The organism is Methylosinus sp. is20ea, from assembly GCF_059718135.1.
Genome location: NZ_AP046088.1, coordinates 2,125,857 through 2,147,723 on the forward strand (window position 1 = coordinate 2,125,857; position 21,867 = coordinate 2,147,723).

The window sequence follows — 21,867 nt, forward strand, 5'->3', positions numbered from 1 at the left end:
CGCGGCTACCCCTCGCCCTCCGCCTCCTGCGCCGGCCGGGCGCGGCGCTTCTTCAGCTCGAGCAGCCGGGTCGAGGCGCGGTCCGCTCTGCGGCGCGCCTCCTCGCCCGTCGGCTGCAGCAGCTTGCGATATTCGTCGCGCTTCTCGTGGATCGAGGCGATCACATAGCCCATGGGCACGCCGACATCGACGAGCACGGTCTCGGCCAGCTGCAGGCTCGCCTCGATCGTCTCCGGGATCGCGTCGCTGGCGCCGAGCTCGTAGAGATGCGTCGCATGCCAGGAGTCGCGGGCGCGCGCCACAATGGTCAGATCGGCGCGCTCCTGATGCGCGAGCCGCACGACCTCCTGCGCCGCCTGCGGATTTTCCACCGTCACCACCAGCGCGCGCGCCTGCGCCACGCCGAGCCGCATGAGGAATTCCCGCCTCATGCAATTGCCCCAGCAAATATCGACGCCCGTGTCGCGCGTCGCGGCGACGAGCTTCACGTCATTGTCCACGGCGACGAAGGGAATGTCGTGGCGGCTCAGCATATCGCCGATGAGCGCGCCGACGCGCCCATAGCCGACGATGACCACTTTGCCGGCGGCGACCTCGCCTTCCGGCGCGAGATGGGCGAATTCGGCCTCGTCGTCCTGCAGGCGGCGGCCCGGATTGACCCATTCGCCGAGCCGCGCCAGCGCCGGCAGCACGAACAGGCCGAGCGTCACCGCCAGCATTGCGTCGGCGCCGAGATTCCTCGGCAGCACGCCGGAGGCGACGGCCGCGCCGACGAGAATAAAGGCGAATTCGCCGCCGGGCGCGAGCAGCAGCGCCACTTCCGCCGCGATGCGGCCGCGCAGCCGGAAGGCGCGGCCGAGCAGGAAGACGATGAGCGTCTTGGTCGCGATGACGCCTATGGCGATGACCAGCACCTGGGGCAGATCCTCGATCACGCGGTCGAAATCGAGCCCGGCGCCGACCGAGACGAAGAACAGGCCGAGCAGCAGGCCCTTGAAGGGCTCGATCGTCACCTCGATCTCGCGGCGGAACTCGGTTTCGGCGAGCAGCAGGCCGGCGATGAAGGCGCCCATGCCCATCGAGAAGCCCGCCGCCGCGCTGGCGACGCCGGCGCCGATGATGACGAGCAGGCTCGCCGCCGTGAACAGCTCGATCGACTGCGCCGCGGCGACCAGATGGAACAGCGGCCGCAGCAGCAGCCGGCCGCCGACGATGAGCGCGGCCATGGCGGCCAGCGCCGGCAGAAAGGCCAGCAGCGCCTTCAGCCCCTCGCTCTGCGCCTGCGGATCGGAGAGGAAGGAGATGAGGAACAACAGCGGCGCGACCATCAGATCCTGCAGCAGCAGCACCGAGAAGGCGGCGCGGCCGGCGGCGCGGGTGAGACGCCGGCGCTCGGCGAGTAAAGGAATGACGATCGCGGTGGAGGACATTGCCAGCGCCGCGCCGAGCAGCGCCGCCGGGGCCGGGCCGAGGCCGGCCCAGAACACGCCGGCCGCCGCCAGCGCCCCGCCGCAGAGAAGCACCTGCGACAGGCCGAGCCCGAAGACGAGCAGCCGCATGCGGGCGAGGCGCTCCCAGGACAGCTCGAGGCCGATCATGAACAGCAGGAAGACGAGGCCGAATTCGGCGATTTTGGCGACGCCCTCGAGATCGCTCAGCGCGATCGCCGAGAGAAACTCATGGCGCTCCGCGAGCTTGCCGAGGCCGAAGGGGCCGAGCGCCGCGCCGGCGAGCAGGAAGCCGAGAATGGGGCTGACCCGCAGCCGATGGAACAAAGGCGCGACGACGCCCGCCGTGCCGAGGAAAAGCAGCGCCTCGCGATACTCGCCCCACTGGAACGCAGCAGTCCCCGACATCGCCATCCTTTCTTGCTGAGCCGATTCGGGTTTCAGCATAAGGGAGCGGGCGGCCGGTTACGAAGCCCGTTTCTATCGGTTCTCCCTTCTCCCGTTCTGGGAGAAGGTGGCCCGGCGAAGCCAGGTCGGATGAGGGCTGTCGGGGCCGCAGGAAATCTTTGTCGTCGGCGCGGCGGCGCCCCCTCATCCGACCCTCGCTGACGCGAGGGCTGCCTTCTCCCACAAGTGGGAGAAGGAGACGCGCGCGATCACATTCCTTTGCGCGGATCGTAGGGCTTCGCCGTGCCCCATTTCTGCGCGAAGGCCTCGAGCTCGGAATCCGCGCCCTCCGGCAGCAGAACCCGCAGCGTCACATAGAGGTCGCCGGCCGGCTTGCCGTCGACGGCGGGCAGGCCCTTGCCGCGCAGCCGCAGCACGCGGCCGCCATTGGACCCCGCCGGAATGGAGAGCTCCACCTGGCCGCTGAGCGTCGGCGCCGCGACTTTGGCGCCCAGAACCGCCTCGTAGAAGGCGATCGGCAGGTCGAGCTTCAGATCGCGGCCGGAGACGGAGAACAGCGGGTCCGGCGCGATCTTGATCGTGACGATGGCGTCGCCCGGCTCGCCGCCGGGCGGGGCGGCGTGGCCCTGGCCGCGCAGGCGGATCTGCTTGCCGTCCTCTATGCCGACCGGAATATTCACCTCGAGCGTGCGGCCCGTCGGCAGGAAGACGCGCGTGTTGCCGCCCTTCACCGCCTCGGCGAGCGAGATCGTCACCTGAAGGGCGACGTCCTCGCCGCGGCGCGGCGCGCGGCCGCGGCGTGCGCCCGCGCCGGCGCCGAAGAGATCGCTGAACAGGTCCGAGGGGTCGAAGCCGGCGGCGCGGCCGCCACCCGGCTCGCCGCCGAAATGAAACTCGAAATGCTCGGCCCCGCCCGGCCCGCGCTGCCCGCGCGAGAAGCCGCCGGGTCCCGCGCCGAACCCCTCGAAGCCGGACGCGCGCGGCTTGCCCTCGGCGTCGATCTCGCCGCGGTCGAATTGCGCCTTCTTCTTCTCGTCGCCGAGAATCTCATAGGCGGAATTGGCCTCGGAGAATTTCTCCTGGCCCTTGGGATCGTTCTTGTTCTGGTCCGGGTGATATTTTTTCGCGAGATGGCGGAACGCCTTCTTGATCTCGGCGGGGCTCGCCGTCTTGGCGACGCCCAGGACGTCATATGGATCGCGCATTTTTCTCAAAAGCCCATCGGCGCGTCCGCCTCGTGTGGCGCGGACGCTCATGTCTGACCTGTCTATTTGGGAGAAGAGGCGCCAAGGCGCAAGGATGCGTCCGAGTTTGGATTTCTAGCGCCATCCGATCCAGTAGGATCGGATGGCGCTCTCGCTTTCTTTCTTGGGTGTGAATTCTGATCGATCGATCCCGGTCGATCGGAAAGCGCTCTTAAGCCTTGCGCCAGGGGCGGACGTCGATCAGCGCCCAATCGGCGGATTTGTCGCGGCAGGCCGTGCCCTGCAGCTGCTCGTGGCTCTCTTTCGTCCCGACTTCCGCCAGAAAGGCGCGGCACACCTTGCCCTCGGACGGATAGGGCTGGCCGACCGGCGTGAAGGAGCCGCGCGCATGGCTTTCGGGATTGTCCCAATTGACGGTCGCGCCGGCGCCTTGAGGATCGAGCGCGACGCCGAGCGCCGCGCTGGCGCGCCGCCAATCCTCCTGGTCCAGCGCATTCGAGAGCGTCGGCGTCGATCTGTGCGGAATGGAGCCGGTCACATCGTCGCTGACATTTTTCCAGGCGGGTGCCGGCTCGCCGCCGGGAATGGCGAAGGAGCAGCCGCCGAGCGTGGCCGCCGTCAGCGTGGCCATCAGCGCGGCGATGCGAAGACGCGCGGCGGCGAGACCGATTTGAGAAGCGGCTGCGGCGGCGTTATGTGTGTCTCGCGGGTCGTGCAAAGCGCTGCCTTACCACCATGACCACCGCCCTCGTTTCGGCGGCAGCTGAGGATTTTCTCGTGAAGGGGTTAAAACAGAGTGACTTCTGCGAGGCCGGCGAGCCCTACGCATTATTCGGCGAATGGTTCGACGAGGCGAAGTCCCACGAGTCCGACGTTCCCGAAGCGATGGCGCTCTCCACGGTGGACGCATCCGGCCTGCCGGACTCCCGCATGGTGCTGATGAAGGATTGGGACGAATCCGGCTTCACCTTCTATACCAACGCCGAGAGCGCCAAGGGCCGCGAGCTCGCGGCCATGATGAAGGCGGCGGCGCTTTTCCACTGGAAATCTCTGCGCCGTCAGGTGCGGTTGCGCGGTCCCGTCGAGCTCGTGTCCGACGCCGAGGCGGACGCCTATTTCGCCAGCCGGCCGCGCGACAGCCGCATCGGCGCCTGGGCGAGCCGGCAGTCGCAGCCGCTGGAGAGCCGTTTCGCGCTCGAGAAGGCGGTCGCCGTCCAGGCCGCGCGCTTCGGGCTCGGCGAAGTGCCGCGGCCGCCGCATTGGCGCGGCTATCGGATCGTTCCGGTCGCTATCGAGTTCTGGGCGGATCGCCCGTTCCGCCTGCATGATCGCGTGCAATTTTCGCGTGAAGGCGCTGGCTGGGCGAAGGCGCGGCTCTATCCTTGACGTCAGAGAAAGCGGCGAAGCGATGAGACGTTTGTCGGATGGTGGATGTGCCTATGCGAGTGAGCCCGAAGGCTCGCGGTCCAAAGCGCGTCCTGGACCGCGAGCCGTCAGGCTCGCATTTCGTCTCGCCCTCTCATGCGCGATTTTTTGCGCGGCGCCGGCGCGCGCCCAGGATTTCTTTCAGAATCTGTTCGGCTGGGGCCAGCAGCATTCGGCGCCGCATGTGATCGAGCGGACGCCGTCGCAGGCGAAGCCCAAAAAGAAGAACGCCGCGAAGACTCCGCCGGCGGGCAAGCAGCAGCCGGCGCAGCCCGCGACGCCGCCGTCCGCCGCCGAAGGGCCGCCGCCGCCCTATGAGCCGCAATTGCTGCGCCTGTCGGAAATCCTCGGCGCGCTCTCCTATCTGCGTGATCTCTGCGGCTCGGAGGATGGCGAGGATTGGCGCGCCAAAATGACCGCGCTGCTCGAGGCGGAGGCCAAGAGCGGACAGCGGCGGCTCAAGCTGACGGGCGCGTTCAATCGCGGCTTTCGCGGCTATGAGACCACCTATCGCTCCTGCACCGCCAATGCGCGCTCGGCGATCTCGCGCTATCTCGAAGAGGGCGGCCGCATCGCGCATGACATCGCGTATCGCTACGGGAACTCCTGACGACGGAAGCGCGGACGGGCGTTAACCCTCCGGCAAGGACCCGTCTCGCGCGTTTGGCCGCGTTTGATTAGAGTGCGTCACATGACGGGTTTTCCTCCTCACACATTGGACGACGCGGCCGGCTCCGAGCAGCGGCGGGTCGCGCTCGCTTATCTCGCCGAGGCTTTCGCGGAAGCCGCGCTGGCTGGGATAGAAGGCGATTCCTTCGCCCATGTGGCGCTCTCGGCGGCGCTGCACGAGCTCGTCGCCACTTATGGCGAGGAAGAGGTCGCGGCTTTCGTGGAGCGTCTGCCGCGCCGTCTGCGCGACGGCGAATTCTCGAGCGGCCTGCGCCATTGAGCGCGCTCCGCATGATGCGCGCGTGAAACAGCCGACCAAGCCCGCAGTCGAGACGCTCTCCGAGCCGATGCGCGATCTCGCGACGCTGCCCGCGCCGGTGCGCGCGTTGCGCGATAAAATCCTCGCCGCCTGCGCGACCGGCGACATAGAGGCGCTACGCATTCCGATCGATTGGAACGAAGTGCGTCCGCTGTTCGAGCGCGGCGCGCGGCGGCCCGCGGGCGCCGATCCGATCGAGACGTTGAAGTCGCTCTCCTCCGACCGCGCGGGACGCGAGATCCTCTCGATCGCGCGCGCTGTTTTGACGCAGCCTTTCCTGCGCATCACGCGCGGGCCGTTCGAGAGCTATGAATGGCCGGCCTATGCGCGTCGTCCGACGCCGCCGACGAATGAGGAGGAGGCGCGCGCGCTCTGGGCCTGCGTGCGCTTTGTCGATCTCGCGCCGTCCAATGCGCAGGGCCGTCCGAAGGTCATGCGGATCGGCGTCGGCGCGGACGGCGTCTGGCACTATTTCTGGAACGCGGATTGATCTTTCGGCGCGTGCGTCGATCGATCTCGGCGAGCCGGTCTCAGTGCGCCGGTCTCGCCGCGCGTCTCAGGCGAGACGCGCGGCGGAGCGCAGCTGATCGCGCGCGCGGCGACGATCCTGCACGGGCTGATAGGCGATCTGCGAATGATAGTTGCAATAGGGGCTGCCGCCGCCGCCGGGCGAGCGCGCGCCGCAGAAGCGGAATTCCGCTGTCGTCGGATCGCCGATCGGCCAGCGGCACATCGCCTCTCTGAGCTCCATCAGCGTGACTCGTTCAGACATTGGAATGACGACCTCTTCTTGTGGCCGCGCGTCGGGCATGACCAACGCGCGCGGCGCGAGGGCCAGCGCCACATTGCCGACGACGCTCGGCGCATGTCCGTGATGCGCGCGCGGCGGCGGCGCTTGCGGACGTTGCGGCTTGGCGACGCGTGGACGCGCCGCCATGGGCGTCTTGGCGCGTTGGGCGAGGCCGAGACGATGAATTTTACCTATGACGGCGTTGCGCGTGATGCCGGCGCCGATCTCGGCGGCCACCTGACTGGCGCTGAGGCCGTCGTTCCAGAGCTTGCGCAGCATCTCGACGCGCTCGTCGGTCCAGGACATTAAGGTCCTCCTCGATTAAGCCGGCTTCATCCGAGGGAATCGGCGCACGCTCGCGCAACCGGCGATGCCGGAGTCGACAAGACGCACACACTCGATTGAAGGCGCCACACGAGATGTCGTGGGCGATGACGCGAACGCTACCCTACCAGTTGAATCACGCGCAAGAGTCCCTGGCAAGCGAAACGGCGTTCCCCACAAGGTAATGCTGTTTCATTCTCCGCGGGTGTTGCGCGAAAGACTCACTATGGGCGTTTCTGCGCATGGGTTTTTGCGCATGGCGCCGCATTCGGCCGCGCATGAACGTCTTCAGATGGTCCGCGCCGAGGCCTTCATAGACGTCTCTATAGACATCGCATGGCGCGCGCGCGTTTCGACGGGGGCCGATCGCGGCCCTGCCGGCGCCGCCGTTTCGCCGCAGTCTCGGCGCCTTCGGCCGCGGGAAACGGATTTGACCGGCGCAAGGGGAGGACCTAGAATGTTTCCGTAAGAGAGATGCCGCCCCCAGTAAGGGCGGCACTTTGATTTTCAGACCCTCGCTGTGCGGTCCGGCGCTGTCTGCGGCGCCTGCGAGCGGGGTCTCTCCGAGGGGGACGCCAAGTGGTTTCGGCGCTGTTTCCGACTTATGCGCGGGCCGATCTGGCTTTCGAGCGGGGCGAGGGCGCCTGGCTCACAGCCAGCGACGGCGAGCGCTATCTCGACTTCGGCGCCGGCGTCGCCGTCAATTCGCTCGGCCATGGCCATCCGCATCTCGTCGGAACGCTGGCCGCCGCTGCGGCGAAGCCCTGGCATGTCTCCAATCTCTTCCAGATTCCGGAGGCCGAGCGCCTCGCCCGCCGCCTCGTCCAGGCGACATTCGCGGATTTGGTCTTCTTCACCAATTCGGGCGCCGAGGCGGTCGAATGCGCGATCAAGACGGCGCGCAAATTCCATGCGGTGGAAGGGCGGCCGGAGCGCTATCGGCTCATCACATTCGAGGGCGCCTTCCACGGCCGCACGCTGGCGACGATCGCCGCCGGCGGCAATCCCAAATATCTCGACGGCTTCGGCCCGGCGACCGACGGTTTCGATCAGGCGCCCTTCGGCGATCTCGACGCCGTCCGCGCGCTCATCGGCCCGCAGACGGCCGGCGTGCTGCTGGAGCCCATTCAAGGCGAGGGCGGCGTGCGCACGGCCCCGCCGCGGTTCCTGGCCGGCCTGCGCGCGCTCTGCGACGAGCATGGCCTGCTGCTGATCGTCGACGAGGTGCAGACGGGGATCGGCCGCACCGGCCGTTTCCTCGCCGTCGAGCATTCGGGCGTCAGGCCGGACATAGCCGCGCTCGCCAAGGGCATAGGCGGGGGCTTTCCGCTCGGCGCCTGCCTCGCCACGGCGGAGGCGGGCAAGGGCATGACGGTCGGCGCGCATGGCTCCACCTATGGCGGCAATCCGCTCGCGACAGCGATCGGCAACGCCGTGCTCGATGTGGTGCTGGAGCCGGGCTTCATCGAGCGCGTCGCCGGTCTCGGCGTGCTGTTCCGCCAGAAGCTCGCCGAGCTCGAGGATCGCCATTCCGCGATCATCGAGAGCGTGCGCGGCGAGGGGCTGATGTTCGGCTTGAAGACGCGCGTTTCCAACGCCGAATTCGCCGCCGCGGCGCGCGAGGCCAAGCTCTTGACCATTCCCGCGAGCGACAATGTCGTGCGCCTGCTGCCGCCGCTCATCGTGGGCGAGAGCGAGCTGGCCGAGGCGGCGCGCCGGCTCGACGCCGCCTGCGTGAAGCTCGCGAGCGCGGGAGCGGCGCGATGACCGCCCATGCGCCGCTGACGGGCGTCCGTCATTTTCTCGATATTTCCGAGATCGCGCCGACCGAGCTGCGACGCATTCTCGACACCGCCGCCGCCATCAAGGCCAAGCGTGTGCGCGGCGCGCGCTCGAGCTTCCAGCCGCTGGCCGGCAAGACGCTGGCGATGATCTTCGACAAGCCGTCGACCCGCACGCGCGTCTCCTTCGATCTCGCCATGCGCGAGCTCGGCGGCGAGACGATCATGCTGACGGGACAGGAGATGCAGCTCGGCCGCGGCGAGACCATAGCGGACACCGCCCGCGTGCTGTCGCGCTTCGTCGACGCCATCGTCATCCGCATTCTCTCGCATGACGATCTCACCGAGCTCGCCCGCTTTTCCAGCGTGCCGGTGGTCAATGGGCTCACCAAGCTCTCGCATCCCTGCCAGGTGATGGCCGATGTGCTGACCTTCGAGGAGCATCGCGGCCCCATAAAGGGGCGCACGGTGGCCTGGACCGGCGACGCCAATAATGTGCTGGCGAGCTGGGTCCATGCGGCCAAGCCCTTCGACTTCACCATCAATGTCGCGACGCCGAAGGAATTCTCGCCCGGCGACGAGCTCGTCGCCTGGACGCGCGCCAATGGCGTACGGATGAATCTGACCGCCGATCCTTTCGAGGCCGTCGCCGGCGCCGACGCGGTCATCTCCGACTGCTGGGTGTCGATGGGCGACGAGGAGGAGGAGGCGCGCCGCCATGCGCTGCTCTCGCCTTTCCAGGTGAATGCGAAGCTGATGGCGGCGGCCGATAAGGACGCGATCTTCATGCACTGCCTGCCGGCGCATCGCGGCGAGGAAGTGACCGACGATGTCATCGACGGCCCGCAATCGGTCGTCTTCGACGAGGCCGAGAACCGCCTTCATGCGCAAAAGGGCGTGCTGGCCTGGGTGTTCGGAGTGGGCTCGCCATGATCAGGCGGGCGGACGAGGCCAACGCCCGGCCGGCGTCGCCCCTCGCCGAGGACGACAGCCTGCTCCCCTTCGCCGTCGAGCCGCTCGATCTGCGCGGGCGGCTGGTGCGGCTCGGGCCGGCGGTCAATTCCATCCTCACCCATTATGATTATCCGCCGTCCGTCGCGCGCCTGCTCGGCGAGGCGGCGGCGCTGACGGCGCTGCTCGGCTCGCTCATCGAGTCGCATGGGCGCTTTCAATTGCAGACGCGCAGCGACGGGCCGGTCGATATGATCGTCGTCGATTTCGACGCGCCGGGAAAGCTGCGCGGCTTCGCGCGCTATGACGAGAGCCGCATGATCGCGGGCATGAGCCCGGGCGCGCTGCTCGGCCAGGGCCATCTTGCGCTGACCATGGAGCGCGACCGCGACGCCGCGCGCTATCAGGGCGTGGTGCCGCTGGAGGGCGACGGCTTCGCCGAGGCGGCGCATCGCTATTTCCGCCAGTCCGAGCAGATTCCGAGCTATGTGCGGCTCGCCGTCGCCGAGAGCGTGACGCCCGCCGGGCGCAGCTGGCGCGCCGGCGGATTGCTGCTGCAATATTTGCCGGAGACGCCGCTGCGCCTGCGCGATCTCGACCCCGGCGACGCGCCCGGGGGCGCGGGCCTGCGGGAAGACGACGAAGACGACAAAGACGAAGACGACGCTTGGGTCGAGGGTCTGTCGCTGGCGGCGACGACGCAGGATCACGAGCTGGTCGATCCCGGCTTTTCGGGCGAGCGCCTGCTCTATTCGCTGTTCCATGAGCGCGGCGTGACGGTCTATCCGACGCGGCCCGTCGTGGAGGCCTGTCGCTGCTCGACGGAGCGCATCGTCAATCTCCTGCGCAGCTTCACGGCGCAGGACCGCCGTGACATGATCGGCGACAATGGCCGCATCGGCGTGACCTGCGAATTCTGCCGCACGCTGCGGGAGCTCGACCCGGCCGATTTCGATTAGCGCGGCGGACGCGCTCTCCCTTTTCCCCGTCGGCGATCGGAGAAAAACGTCATGACCGATACGATGGAGTTTGTCGCAACCGCCGAGCGCGAAGCCGTCACGCTTCCCGCGGGAACGCGTCTCCTCTCCATCGATCGCCTGCGTGGGCTCGTCATCATCGTCATGGCGCTCGATCATGTGCGCGATTTCTTCGACGCCGACGCGCTGCGCTTCGATCCCACCAATCTCGATCACAGCTATCCGGCGCTGTTTCTCACGCGCTTCGTCACGCATTTTTGCGCGCCGACCTTCACCTTTCTCGCCGGCGTCTCCGCCTATCTGCACGGGCTCTCGCTCGAGGATCGCGGCGCCCGCGCGCGCTTTCTGTGGACGCGCGGCCTGTGGCTGATCCTGCTCGATATTTTCGTCATCAGCCCGGTGTGGACGGTCGGCTCGGGCGCGATAGAGCTCGGAACCCTATGGGCGATCGGCTGCGGCATGATCGCGCTTTCGGCGCTCATCTTCCTGCCGACGCGCGGCGTGCTGGCGATCGGCGCGGCAATCCTCGTTCTGCATAATCTCTTCGATGGCGTTCACGCGGCGCAATTGGGCGGTTTCGCGCCCTTCTGGAATGTGCTGCATGAGAAAGGGCCGCTGCCTTTCGGCCTCAGCGGCCAGGTCTATTATCCCGTGCTGCCCTGGATCGGCGTCATAGCGCTCGGCTATGGGCTCGCGCCGATCTTCCTATGGCCGCATGAGCGTCGGATGCGGGGGCTCGTCGCGCTCGGCCTCGCCTTTCTCGCGGGCTTCGTCGTGTTGCGCTTCGCCGGCGTCTATGGCGACATGCGGCTCTGGCTGACCTATCCGGACGGCGTCAGAACGGCGCTCTCCTTCCTCAATGTCAGCAAATATCCGCCCTCGCTACACTACACGCTGGTGACGCTCGGCGGCGGGCTTCTGCTGCTGCCGGCGTTGGAGCGGGCGGACGGCGCCGTGGGGCGCGTGCTGGCCACATTCGGCCGCGTTCCGCTCTTCGCCTATGTGCTGCATCTCTATGTCATTCTCGTCGCCGCTCTCGTCGTCGCCCTCGCCAAGGGCGTCGATCTGAAGGGCCTCGAGAGCGGCGGCCCGCCGCCCGAGAATTACGGCCTCGGCCTCGCCGGCGCCTATGTCATGTGGATGCTGATCATGGCGGCGATCTATCCCGCCTGCGTCTGGTTCGCGGGCGTCAAGCGGCGTCGCCGCGATTGGTGGCTGAGCTATTTGTGAGAATGTGCGGACGACAGCGCCGAACCGCCGTCCGCATCGATCTCAATTGGCGTTGAGCCAGCGCAGGCCGCGGCAGGCGGCGTCATGGCCATAGAGGCCTTTGACCAGACATTTGGCCGCATCGGGGTCGGTCTTCAGCGCCCACAGCGAGCGCGCCGTCACCGCCGTATCGGCGAAATCGCTGAACAGGCCGTCGACGCCGAGCTTATAGAAGGTCAGATATTCATTGACCGGAACGCCTTTGTAATCGCTGGCGAGGCGGCGCTGCTCATTGCGGAATGTGTAGGGATGCACGAGCAGGCCGGCCGCATGCGCGTCGGCGACGACCGAGGTCGGCGCCAGCAGCTTGCGATCCGCCTCGTCGACGAGCCCGTCGCCATTGGCGTCGGCGCAGGCGTTGGCGACGATCTTTATGCAGGCGGAGCTGATGAGATAGGTCTTCCACGGTCCGACGCCATCGGCATAGGTGCGGACCTCGGCGAGGCCAGCGGGCTTCAGCAGATCGGCGAATTTGCCCTGGCGTCCGGCGACGGTCCAATCGAAGGGCCGATCATAGGGCGGCGTGAAATCGAGCGAGCCGTCCGGATTGACGTCATTGGCGTCGACGAGCTGGATCAGCCGCACCGTCGTCTTCTTGCGCAAATATTTCAGATTGGCCTGCTCGAAACTCTGGATGAAGACCGGAGCGCTGTGGTGGTTCCAGCCGTGGCGCGTCAGCACGGCGAGCAGGCGATCCTCGAGCGGCAGGCCCAGCCACTGATGATAGGTCGGATGCTTGGTCTCGGGATAGACGCCGATGACGCGGCCTTCATCGCGGCTCTTGCGCTTGGCGAGCTCGATGATCTCGTCGAAGCTCGGAATGCGGAAGCGCCCGTTGAAGTCCGGGTCGCGTTCGGCGAAGGCCTGGACGGCGCCGATCTGCTTGATCTCTTCCCAGGTGAAGTCGCTGACGAAATAGCCTTCCTGCTCGGCGCCGTCGATTACCGCCTTGCGCTTGCGGCCGGAAAATTGCGGCAGGCTCGCGACATTGGTGGTGGCGATGATGTTCGGCTCGTGGCGGGCGATCAGCACGCCGTCCTTGGTCGAGACGAGGTCCGGCTCGATGAAATCGGCGCCGAGCTCGATCGCCAGAGCGTAGGATTCGAGCGTATGCTCCGGCACATAGCCGCCGGCGCCGCGATGGCCGATGACGATGGGACGATGCGGGCCGTCATCCGGAGAGGCGGCGGCGGGCAGAGGCGCGAGCAAAGCGGCGCAGATCAAAGCGCATGACGCGGCGCAAGACGCGCGGGACAGAAGCTCAATCATGAAATATCCTCGAAACGATGTGTTTTTGACATCGCTCCGATAGATGGTCAGTCTCTCACAGTTATGACGGCGCCGCGACGCTCGCGCCGCGTCCGCCGCGGAGTGAAGCGAGAGGTTTCGCAGTGAGCGCATTTTTGTTTCCGCCGCCGGCGCCGGCTGCGCTTTCGATCGCGGGAGAGTCGTGGCGCTTTCCGGTGCGGCGCATTTTCTGCGTCGGGCAGAATTATGCCGCCCATGCGCGGGAAATGGGCAAGGACCCCTCGCGCGAGCAGCCCTGCTTCTTTTCCAAGCCGGCGGATGCGGTGGTCGCCAGCGGCGCGACCATCCCCTATCCGCCGCGAACCTCCGATCTGCACCATGAGATCGAGCTGGTCGCGGCGATCGGCCGCGGCGGGGCGGATATCGCCCGCGCGGATGCGCTCGCCCATGTGTTCGGCTATGGGGCGGGGATCGACCTCACCCGCCGCGATCTGCAGAGCGAGGCGCGCAAGGCTGGCCGCCCATGGGACCTCTCCAAGGGCTTCGACAATTCGGCGCCGCTGGGCGCGCTGGCCGCGGCCGAGCGCATCGGCCATCCGGGCAAGGGCCGCATCAGCCTCGCCGTGAATGGCGCTGTGCGGCAGGACGCCGATCTCTCCGAGATGATCTGGAGCGTCGCGGAGATCGTGGCGATTCTGTCCGGCTTCGTGCGGCTCGAGGCGGGCGATCTCATTTTCACCGGCACGCCGGCCGGCGTCGGGCCGATCGTCTCGGGAGACCATGTGGCCGGCGAGATCGAGGGCGTCGGGACGGTCGAGCTGACGCTCGCCTAGCCCTGCCTCCCGCTGGAGGCGAGCGCGATCGGATTCACACTTCACGAAACACTGCGGCCGTCATGGCCGGGCTCGTCCTGGCCATCCACGCCAAGCTGCTGAGAAACCAAAGGAAAGCGCTCCAGATCGACGGATTTCATCTCATGGCGGGCGCCGCTGGAGCTTCGGCGTCACGCTAAATTTCGAGACGCCTCGCCGTGCTGGCGTGGATGGCCGGGACGAGCCCGGCCATGACGTCGCGGGGCGAGGAGAATGTGCGCATTCGATAGCGGAGGCGAGCGGGAGGGGATGACGCCCTCCCGGAGTCTTCGCCGTCGAATCCCTCCGGCGATCTCTGGCCGGTCCTCGCCCTTGAAGGCGAGGGCGGGGGGCGCCGCCGCTCCCGGCGGCGATATTGCTTCGCAGCGCGAAAGCTGATTAGTCCTGTCCCACTTACGAAGCTCCCGGGGATGAAGCGGGAATGAACCATTCACAGCGGCCGCCGAAGCCGATCGGCGCGCCCGCCGACGCCTCGCCCGCGGATCTCGATCCGACGGATTGGGAGGCGTTTCGCGCCGAGAGCCATCGCGCGCTCGACCAGATGATCGACCATCTCGCGACGCTGCGCGAGCGGCCGGTCTGGCGCGAGCCCTCAGCGGAGGCGCGCGAGCGCTTCCGGCGCCCGCTGCCGGCCGAAGGGCGGGGGCTTTCGGCTGCGCTCGCGGATTTCGAGCGCTTCATCCAGCCTTACGCCAATGGCAATATCCATCCGCTGTTCATGGGCTGGGCGCAGGGGGCCGGCACGCCCGTCGGCATGGTGGCGGAAATGCTCGCCGCCGGGCTCAACTCCAATTGCGGCGGCCGCAATCACATCGCGCTCGATGTCGAGCGGCAGATCGCCGCCTGGATGGCGGAGGCTTTCGGCTTTCCGGCGGACGCTTCCGGCGTCTTCGTCACCGGCACGTCGATCGCCAATTTCCTGTCGCTGCTGGTCGCGCGCGAACATGCGCTCGGCGAGAAGAATGTGCGCAAGAACGGGCTGAAGGCGCTCGAGGAGCAACTCGTCGCCTATGCCTCGCGCGAGGCGCATAATTGCGTGCGGCAGGCGATGGAGCTCGCCGGCCTCGGCGCGCGCCATTTGCGGCTCATCGAGTCGGACAGCGCCCACTCGCTGTGCGTGGACGCGCTGAAGCGCGCGATTGCCGAGGATCGCGCCGCGGGGCTGCATCCGTTTCTCGTCGTCGGCACGGCGGGCTCGGTCGACACGGGCGCGATCGACGATCTCGACGCGCTCGCCGACATTGCGAAGGCGGAAGACCTCTGGTTCCACATAGACGGCGCCTTCGGTGCGCTGGCCGTTTTGTCGCCGGCGCTGAAGCCGCTGGTGAAGGGCCTCGAGCGCGCCGACTCCGTCGCCTTCGATTTCCACAAATGGCTGCATGTGCCCTATGACGCGGGCTTCTTCCTGGTGCGCGATCCGGAGGCGCATCGCCGCGCCTTCGCCGCCAACGCCGCCTATCTGACGCGCGCGCCGCGCGGGCTGGCGGCGGGCGAGATTTGGCCTTGCGATCTCGGCGCCGATCTCTCGCGCGGCTTTCGCGCGCTGAAGACCTGGTTCACCATAGAAGTCTTCGGCGCGGAGCGACTCGGCGCCTGCATAGAGAAGAGCTGCGCGCTGGCGCAGCGGTTGCGCAGCCATATCGAAGCGTCCAGCACTTTCGAGATGCGCGCGCCGGTGGCGCTCAATGTCGTCTGCTTCGGCGTGAAGGACGACGACGAGGCGGGACGGCTCAATCGCGAGATCGTGATGGAGCTGCATGAGAGCGGCGAGGCGGCGCCGTCGCTGACGCTGCTCGACGGCCATCCGACGATCCGCGCGGCGATCTTCAATCACCGCACGCGCGAAGAGGACATAGACGCCTTCATGCAGATGCTGGAGCGCGCCGCGCAGCGCGCCCGCGGCGAGCCGCCGCTGGAGCCGCTGCCGACGCCGCGCGAAGAGGGCGAGCCGCTGTCGCAGGATTGACGAGACTGCGAGTCCGCCGTCTAGGCAGCCCGAGATATTTCGGCTAAGCTTACGCCGACGTCATCTCTATATAGCGGCGGGTGTATTTCCATGACAGCCGAACATTCCACGCACGTCGAGATTCGGCGTGCGACCAAAAAGCTTTTGCTGATCTTCGTCGGTAGTCTGGCCTTCACTGCGGGAGGCGTCTTCATGACGCTTCACCCGGACGAACGTCATGGCGTCGCGGCCGGCGCGCTGGTTCTCGCCTTTTTCGGTCTCTGCGCGCTGGCCGCGCTCTGGCAGCTGATCCAGGCGCGAAAGCCCGCCTTCATTCTCACGGATCGTGATTTCTCCAGCCCCTCGATCGTGAGCGGCCCGGTTTCCTGGGGCGATGTTCAGAACGTCTATATGAGCGTCGCCAACAATCAGAAACTCTTGCATCTCACTCTCTATCCGGTCGCCGCGGATCGGCTGGAGCGCGCCGGATTTTTAGCGTGGCTCGGGGGACTTTTCGGTTGGCGTAGCCGCGAGATCGTTTTTCCGCTCTCCACGTTGGATGTCGAGCCGGACAAATTGGCGATGTTCGTCGCGACCAGAGTGGAGGAGGCCAAGGCGCAGCAGACGCCGGAAGCGGCGGCGCTCGCGCGCGAGAGCGCGCCCCCCGAGCCGAAAGTCGCGCGCGTCGCGCCTTATTTCTCGATCGCGCTCGCGGTCGTTCTCGCTGCGATCTTCGCCTGCGAGCTGGCCTTCGCGCCTTTTCCGGCGACGGACGCCATTACGCCGGCAGTCGGAACTCTGGTCGCCATGGGCGGCTCGTCGCTCGCCGTTGTTCGCGACGGCGAATGGTGGCGATTGTTCACCGCGCCTCTGCTGCATGGCGGGTTGTTTCATCTGCTGCTCAATGTCGTCGCGCTGATCGCCGCCGGCTCGCAATTGGAGCGTCTCGTCGGGGCGGCCTGGTTCGCCGGCGTTTTCTGTGTCGGCGCGCTCGCCGGCTCGACGGCCTCCATCTTCTTCAACCCACCGGATATCGTCGGCGTCGGCGCGTCCGGCGGCGTCGTGGCTCTGTTCGCGGCGACCGCGGTCGCGAGCTATCGCTTTCCGCCGGGGCCGGGGCGCAACAATCTCCTGACCGGCTCGTTTCAGATTCTGCTGCCCTCCTTGCTGCCGCTCGTTTCGATCAGTCACGGCGCACATATCGATTATGCCGCGCATTTCGGCGGCGCGGCCGGCGGCCTGCTCTGCGGGCTCGCGCTTTTGCCGCTCTGGCCGATCGATCGGCCGCGGCCGGCATTCGACAAATTGCCGGCGGCGCTCGCGGCGGCTTTCTTCGCCGTCGCGCTCGGCTCCGCAACGCTCGTCCCACCGCGCCTCGCGCAAGTCCAGCTTCTCGCTCCCGACTTTCCGGCCGATTGGGAAAAGGCCAAGGCGGGCGCTGCTGCGACGCTCGCGCGCAATCCGCGCGACCCGCGCGCGCGTCTCGCGCACGCGGCTTGGCTGATCGATCATGGATCGGCCGCCGCGGCGGAAAAGGAATTGCGCGAAGCGCTCGCCGACAGGCAGGCGTTGACCACCCCTGTTCTGAACCATATGGAGGCGCGTGTCCGGCTGATGCTCGCTGCGCTGCTCCGCGATGGACAGCCGCAGGAGGCGCGCAACATCGTTGCGCCGATCTGTGCGTCGGCGCTGCCGGATTCTCTCGCGAATTACCGCAAATCGATCGGGCTCTGTCCCTGACCGTGAACGGCGCCGTTCGATGTGATCGGCGCGGCCCGCTGGCGCGGCGCTTCCGCCGGGGGCTTCATCTTTCGCGCGTCTTGCTCTAATACCTCCGGCCTCGGGCCGCCGGCCCTGAGCCCAAAGGGAAGAGACACATGCGCGCCGAGCCGCTTGCGCTGAAAGAACAGATCGAGCAGTCCATGGGACTGCTGAGGAGGCATCTTTGACGTCGAGACTTCAACGCGACGTCTCGCCGAGCTGAACGCCAGGGTCGAGGACCCCGATCTCTGGAACGACGCCGAAGCCGCGCAGAAGATCATGCGCGAGCGCACCCAGCTCGAGGATCAGCTCGGCTCCATCGCGCGGCTCGACCGCGACCTCGAGGACGCCATCACCCTCGTCGAGCTCGGCGAGGCCGAGAATGACGCCGACACCGAGAAGGAAGGCATAGCGCAGCTCGTGGCGCTGCTGAAGGAATCGCGCGAGCGCCAGATCGAGGCGCTGTTCTCGGGCGAAGCCGACGGCAACGACACTTTCATCGAAGTGCATTCGGGCGCCGGCGGCACCGAGAGCTGCGATTGGGCGCGCATGCTGTTCCGCATGTACGCCCGCTGGGCGGAGCGCAAGAAGTTCAAGGTCGAGGTGATCGAGGAGACCGCCGGCGACGAGGCCGGCATCAAATCGGCCACGCTGCTGGTCAAGGGCATGAACGCCCATGGCTGGGCCAAGACCGAGTCCGGCGTGCATCGCTTGGTGCGCATCTCGCCCTTCGACTCCAATGCGCGGCGGCACACGAGCTTCGCTTCGGTCTGGGTCTTTCCGGTCGTCGACGACAAGATCGATGTGCAGATCAACGAGTCCGACTGCCGCATCGACACCTATCGTTCCTCGGGCGCGGGCGGCCAGCACGTCAACACGACCGACTCGGCCATTCGCATCACCCATATTCCGACCGGCATCGTCGTCGCCTGTCAGGCCGAGCGCTCGCAGCACAAGAACCGAGCGACCGCCTGGAACATGCTGCGCGCGCGCATCTATGAGCAAGAGCTCGAGAAGCGCGAGGCGGAGGCCAACGCCATAGAGGCGTCGAAGACCGACATCGGCTGGGGCCATCAGATTCGCAGCTATGTGCTGCAGCCCTATCAGCTGGTGAAGGATTTGCGCACCGGCCACACTTCCGGCACGCCGGGCGAGGTGCTGGACGGCGAGCTCGACGATTTCATGCAGGCCTCGCTCGCCCAGCGCGTGCTCGGCGGCGGGCCGGAGAAGGTCGAGGACGTGGAGTAGTCCACCGGGCGCGAGAGCGATCGGGCGAAGCTTCCCTCATCCTGAGGAGCGGCCGAAGGCCGCGTCTCGAAGGACGAGGGAAGCGTCACGCGCCGCCTTCTGGAGAGCTCGCCCGCCTGCTTCGAGATGGTCGCTACTCGACCTCCTCGACATGATGGCGAAGGTCTTGGTCTTTCATTGCGATTGCGACAAACAAAAAGGGCGGCCTTTCGGCCGCCCTTTCGTTTCGAAAGATCGCGAGGAGATCAGTAGGAATAATACATGTCATACTCGACCGGATGCGGCGCCATCTCGAAGCGATAGACGTCCTGATACTTGAGGTCGATGTAGGCGTGGATGAAGTCCTCGTTGAAGACGCCGCCGGCCGTCAGGAAGGCGTAGTCGGCCTTCAGGCTGTCCAGCGCTTCGCGCAGCGAGCCGCACACGGTCGGGATCGCCTTCAGCTCCTCCGGCGGCAGGTCGTAGAGGTCCTTGTCGGACGGCGCGCCCGGATCGATCTTGTTGGCGATGCCGTCGAGGCCGGCCATCAGCATGGCCGAGAAGGCGAGATAGGGATTGGCCGTCGGATCGGGGAAGCGAACCTCGACGCGCTTCGCCTTCGGGCTGGTCGCGAAGGGGATGCGGCAGGAGGCCGAGCGGTTGCGCGACGAATAGGCGAGCAGCACCGGAGCCTCGAAGCCCGGAACCAGGCGCTTATAGGAGTTCGTCGACGGGTTGGTGAAGGCGTTCAGCGCCTTGGCGTGCTTGATGATGCCGCCGATATACCACAGGCACTCCTGGGACAGGCCGGCGTATTTGTCGCCGGCGAACACCGGCTTGCCTTCCTTCCAGATCGACTGGTGGACGTGCATGCCGGAGCCATTGTCGCCGAAGACGGGCTTGGGCATGAAGGTCGCCGTCTTGCCGTAGGAATGCGCGACCTGATGGATGGCGTATTTGTAGATCTGGAGATGGTCGGCGACCTGAACCAGCGTCGCGAATTTCAGACCGAGCTCATGCTGCGCGGAAGCGACCTCGTGATGGTGCTTCTCGACGGCGACGCCCATGGACGCCATGGCCGCCAGCATCTCGCCGCGCATGTCCTGCGCGGAGTCGATCGGCGGAACCGGGAAATAGCCGCCCTTGGTGCGCACGCGATGGCCGAGATTGCCGCCCTCATAGGCGGTGTCGGAATTGGTGGGCAGCTCGACGGAGTCGACGGTGAAGCCGGTGTTGTAGGGGTCGGTCGAGAAGCGCACGTCGTCGAAGACGAAGAATTCGGCTTCCGGACCGAAGAAGGAGGTGTCGCCGACGCCGGTCGATTGCAGATAGGCCTGGGCCTTTTTGGCGATGCCGCGCGGATCGCGGTTATAGGGCTGGCCGGTCGTGGGCTCGACGACGTCGCAGACGATCGACAAAGTGGAGGCGGCGAAGAAGGGGTCGTGCGTGACCGTCGAGAGATCGGGCAGCAGCGTCATGTCCGACTCGTTGATCGCCTTCCAGCCGGCGATGGAGGAGCCATCGAACATGATGCCCTCGTTCAGCGCGTCCTCGTCGACGATCGACACGTCGAAGGTGACGTGCTGCCACTTGCCGCGCGGATCCGTGAAGCGGAAATCCACATATTTTACGTCGTTATCGGCGATCTGCTTGAGAACGTCCTTGGCCGTTGTCATGTCGTGGAGCCTTTAGTTCGATGTGGACGGTCGAGTCCGGTTTAAAGGGACGCGAATGTCAGCCGCGGGGCTGCGGGGCGTAGCGAATTCGGCGCCGGCTAGATCGCGTCCGCGCCGGTTTCGCCCGTGCGAATCCGGATTGCGCCTTCGACGTTCGAGACGAAGATTTTTCCGTCGCCGATGCGTCCGGTCTGCGCGGCTTTGCGGATGGCTTCGACCGCGCGATCCACCGCATCGTCGGCGAGCACGATCTCGATTTTCACCTTGGGAAGAAAATCGACCACATATTCCGCGCCGCGATACAGCTCGGTATGCCCCTTCTGGCGACCGAAACCCTTCGCCTCGGTGACAGTAATGCCCTGCAGGCCGGCGCCTTGAAGCGCTTCTTTTACTTCATCGAGCTTGAAAGGTTTGATGATCGCCTCGATTTTCTTCATTCACCTTTCCCCGCATCCCGACTCGGGTTCCCCGAACTCGAACGCATCCGCCTCGCCGAAGAACCGCCGCGCTTCTAGCATTTGTCACAAAAATGCGCCATGCCGAAAATCAACGACGCTGCCCAATAGAAAGGCGTCGGCGCCCTGCAAACGGTCAATTTGCTCATGAGCCGGTTGTTACGGGAAGGTCGGCGCGCGCGCCCCATTCGGACCAGGAGCCGTCATAAACCGTGGCCGGCCGGCGTCCCGAGGCCGCCAGCGCCAGGCTCAGGATGGAGGCGGTGAGGCCGGAGCCGCAGCTCGCGATAATGGGCCGCTCGGGATCGAGCTTCGCCCCGGCGAAGACCTGCTCCAGCGCCTCCGGCGCCTTCATGCGCCCGTCGGCGACGAGATTGCCGAAGGGCAGATTGAGCGCGCCGGGCATATGGCCGGCGCGCAGGCCGGGGCGCGGCTCGGGAACGCTGCCCGCGAAACGCTCGGCCGAACGCATGTCGACGACCTGCGCGGAGCCGTCGGCGAGCGCCCGCATCACATCGGCGGCGTCGGCGACGAGGGCATGGTCCATTCGCGCGGTGAAATGGCGCGGCGGCCGGCGCGCCTCGCCCTGCTCGAGCGGGCGGCCTTCCGCCTTCCAAGCAGGCAGGCCGCCTTCGAGAATTGAGACATAGGCGACGCCGAAGACGCGCAGCGTCCACCACAGGCGCGGCGCCGAGAACAGGCCGAGGCTGTCATAGACGATGGCGTGCATTCCGTCCCCGAGGCCGAGCTTGCGCGCCGACGAGGAGAAGGCGACCGGGTCCGGCAGCATATGCGGCAGGTCGGTCGAATGGTCGGCGACGGCGTCTAGGTCGAAGAAGACCGCGCCCGGAATATGGGCGTCGATATATTCGGCATGGGCGTCGCGGCCGGCGGCGGGCATATGCCAGGAGGCGTCGAAGACGATGACGTCCGGGGCGTGGAGATGGTCGGCGAGCCATTGCGTCGAGACGAACAGCGTCTCGGGATCGTTGTTCGGAGCGGCGGTCGTCATTGCGATCCTCCAGGCCGCGATCTTCTCGGCGGCAATCTTCTCGGCTGCGATCTTCTAAACGGCGATCCTCTCGGCGGCGATCCTGCCGCCCCTCCGGGGCCGATG

Annotated in this window: 20 protein-coding genes; 12 read left to right on the plus strand and 8 right to left on the minus strand. The window is 66.8% G+C overall.

The genetic code is table 11. The features are described 5' to 3' along the window. Nucleotides 1-5 precede the first annotated feature (5 nt). The 3 genes from AC6IY7_RS09670 to AC6IY7_RS09680 all read right to left on the minus strand — a co-directional run bounded on the left by AC6IY7_RS09670 (nucleotide 6) and on the right by AC6IY7_RS09680 (nucleotide 3,779). The gene (locus AC6IY7_RS09670) at nucleotides 6-1,856 is read right to left on the minus strand and encodes a cation:proton antiporter domain-containing protein (RefSeq protein WP_497778746.1); all 1,851 of its coding nucleotides are present in this window, start codon (nucleotides 1,854-1,856) and stop codon (nucleotides 6-8) included. 248 nt (nucleotides 1,857-2,104) lie between these two features. Beyond that, nucleotides 2,105-3,061, minus strand: coding sequence for a DnaJ C-terminal domain-containing protein (locus AC6IY7_RS09675; protein WP_497778747.1), 957 nt, complete (start codon nucleotides 3,059-3,061; stop codon nucleotides 2,105-2,107). 211 nt (nucleotides 3,062-3,272) lie between these two features. Continuing rightward, on the minus strand, nucleotides 3,273-3,779 hold the full coding sequence (locus AC6IY7_RS09680) for an RT0821/Lpp0805 family surface protein (RefSeq protein ID WP_497778748.1): 507 nt from the start codon (nucleotides 3,777-3,779) through the stop codon (nucleotides 3,273-3,275). Between the two features lie 17 nt (nucleotides 3,780-3,796). On the opposite strand from AC6IY7_RS09680, the gene pdxH reads away from it, so the two are divergent. The 4 genes from pdxH (at nucleotide 3,797) to AC6IY7_RS09700 (ending at nucleotide 5,964) form a co-directional block, all read left to right on the plus strand. Beyond that, nucleotides 3,797-4,447 carry a pyridoxamine 5'-phosphate oxidase gene (gene pdxH, locus AC6IY7_RS09685; protein WP_497778749.1) on the plus strand — a complete coding sequence of 217 codons (651 nt, stop codon included), beginning with the start codon at nucleotides 3,797-3,799 and terminating at the stop codon, nucleotides 4,445-4,447. A 223-nt stretch (nucleotides 4,448-4,670) separates the two neighbouring features. Beyond that, nucleotides 4,671-5,096: a TIGR02301 family protein gene (locus AC6IY7_RS09690; RefSeq protein WP_497778750.1), complete on the plus strand. Its 426-nt coding sequence runs from the start codon at nucleotides 4,671-4,673 to the stop codon at nucleotides 5,094-5,096. An 81-nt stretch (nucleotides 5,097-5,177) separates the two neighbouring features. Next, on the plus strand, nucleotides 5,178-5,435 hold the full coding sequence (locus AC6IY7_RS09695; RefSeq protein ID WP_497778751.1) for a hypothetical protein: 258 nt from the start codon (nucleotides 5,178-5,180) through the stop codon (nucleotides 5,433-5,435). 22 nt (nucleotides 5,436-5,457) lie between these two features. Continuing rightward, on the plus strand, nucleotides 5,458-5,964 hold the full coding sequence (locus AC6IY7_RS09700; RefSeq protein WP_497778752.1) for a hypothetical protein: 507 nt from the start codon (nucleotides 5,458-5,460) through the stop codon (nucleotides 5,962-5,964). A gap of 66 nt (nucleotides 5,965-6,030) precedes the next feature. Here AC6IY7_RS09700 and AC6IY7_RS09705 read toward each other — a convergent pair whose 3' ends face one another. Further along, nucleotides 6,031-6,570 (minus strand): GcrA family cell cycle regulator, encoded by a 540-nt coding sequence (locus tag AC6IY7_RS09705; RefSeq protein WP_497778753.1) that lies wholly within the window; start codon nucleotides 6,568-6,570, stop codon nucleotides 6,031-6,033. 597 nt (nucleotides 6,571-7,167) lie between these two features. Here AC6IY7_RS09705 and AC6IY7_RS09710 point away from each other — a divergent pair. Genes AC6IY7_RS09710 through AC6IY7_RS09725 form a run of 4 tightly spaced genes read left to right on the plus strand, consistent with a single transcriptional unit; the run spans nucleotide 7,168 to nucleotide 11,527 of the window. Then, a complete protein-coding gene (locus tag AC6IY7_RS09710) occupies nucleotides 7,168-8,355 on the plus strand; it encodes an aspartate aminotransferase family protein (protein ID WP_497778754.1) in 1,188 nt (395 codons plus the stop codon). Further along, the gene (gene argF / locus AC6IY7_RS09715) at nucleotides 8,352-9,302 is read left to right on the plus strand and encodes an ornithine carbamoyltransferase (RefSeq protein WP_497778755.1); all 951 of its coding nucleotides are present in this window, start codon (nucleotides 8,352-8,354) and stop codon (nucleotides 9,300-9,302) included. The genes AC6IY7_RS09710 and argF overlap by 4 nt, the downstream gene beginning before the upstream one ends. Then, entirely contained in the window at nucleotides 9,299-10,279 is a 981-nt protein-coding gene (locus tag AC6IY7_RS09720) for an Hsp33 family molecular chaperone (RefSeq protein WP_497778756.1), read from the plus strand. Before argF ends, AC6IY7_RS09720 begins: the two co-directional genes overlap by 4 nt. A gap of 51 nt (nucleotides 10,280-10,330) precedes the next feature. Beyond that, nucleotides 10,331-11,527 (plus strand): acetyltransferase domain-containing protein, encoded by a 1,197-nt coding sequence (locus tag AC6IY7_RS09725; protein WP_497778757.1) that lies wholly within the window; start codon nucleotides 10,331-10,333, stop codon nucleotides 11,525-11,527. 42 nt (nucleotides 11,528-11,569) lie between these two features. Here AC6IY7_RS09725 and AC6IY7_RS09730 read toward each other — a convergent pair whose 3' ends face one another. Then, nucleotides 11,570-12,835 (minus strand): glycerophosphodiester phosphodiesterase, encoded by a 1,266-nt coding sequence (locus AC6IY7_RS09730; protein WP_497778758.1) that lies wholly within the window; start codon nucleotides 12,833-12,835, stop codon nucleotides 11,570-11,572. A 122-nt stretch (nucleotides 12,836-12,957) separates the two neighbouring features. Between AC6IY7_RS09730 and AC6IY7_RS09735 the strand changes: the two genes are divergently transcribed. From AC6IY7_RS09735 to prfB, 4 genes are all read left to right on the plus strand, one after another. Further along, entirely contained in the window at nucleotides 12,958-13,647 is a 690-nt protein-coding gene (locus AC6IY7_RS09735; protein WP_497778759.1) for a fumarylacetoacetate hydrolase family protein, read from the plus strand. 460 nt (nucleotides 13,648-14,107) lie between these two features. After that, nucleotides 14,108-15,652 (plus strand): pyridoxal phosphate-dependent decarboxylase family protein, encoded by a 1,545-nt coding sequence (locus AC6IY7_RS09740; RefSeq protein WP_497778760.1) that lies wholly within the window; start codon nucleotides 14,108-14,110, stop codon nucleotides 15,650-15,652. A gap of 90 nt (nucleotides 15,653-15,742) precedes the next feature. Then, nucleotides 15,743-17,371, plus strand: coding sequence for a rhomboid family intramembrane serine protease (locus AC6IY7_RS09745; RefSeq protein ID WP_497778761.1), 1,629 nt, complete (start codon nucleotides 15,743-15,745; stop codon nucleotides 17,369-17,371). A gap of 137 nt (nucleotides 17,372-17,508) precedes the next feature. Then, a protein-coding gene (prfB, locus tag AC6IY7_RS09750; protein WP_497778762.1) for a peptide chain release factor 2 occupies nucleotides 17,509-18,640 on the plus strand; the annotation gives its coding sequence in 2 pieces (ribosomal slippage) (nucleotides 17,509-17,577 and nucleotides 17,579-18,640; 1,131 coding nt in all). 245 nt (nucleotides 18,641-18,885) lie between these two features. On the opposite strand, the gene glnA is transcribed toward prfB, so the two are convergent. From glnA to sseA, 3 genes are all read right to left on the minus strand, one after another. Next, on the minus strand, nucleotides 18,886-20,295 hold the full coding sequence (glnA, locus tag AC6IY7_RS09755) for a type I glutamate--ammonia ligase (RefSeq protein WP_497778763.1): 1,410 nt from the start codon (nucleotides 20,293-20,295) through the stop codon (nucleotides 18,886-18,888). A 98-nt stretch (nucleotides 20,296-20,393) separates the two neighbouring features. Continuing rightward, a complete protein-coding gene (locus AC6IY7_RS09760) occupies nucleotides 20,394-20,732 on the minus strand; it encodes a P-II family nitrogen regulator (RefSeq protein WP_196408163.1) in 339 nt (112 codons plus the stop codon). A 163-nt stretch (nucleotides 20,733-20,895) separates the two neighbouring features. Then, nucleotides 20,896-21,762, minus strand: coding sequence for a 3-mercaptopyruvate sulfurtransferase (gene sseA / locus AC6IY7_RS09765; protein ID WP_497778764.1), 867 nt, complete (start codon nucleotides 21,760-21,762; stop codon nucleotides 20,896-20,898). Nucleotides 21,763-21,867 lie beyond the last annotated feature (105 nt).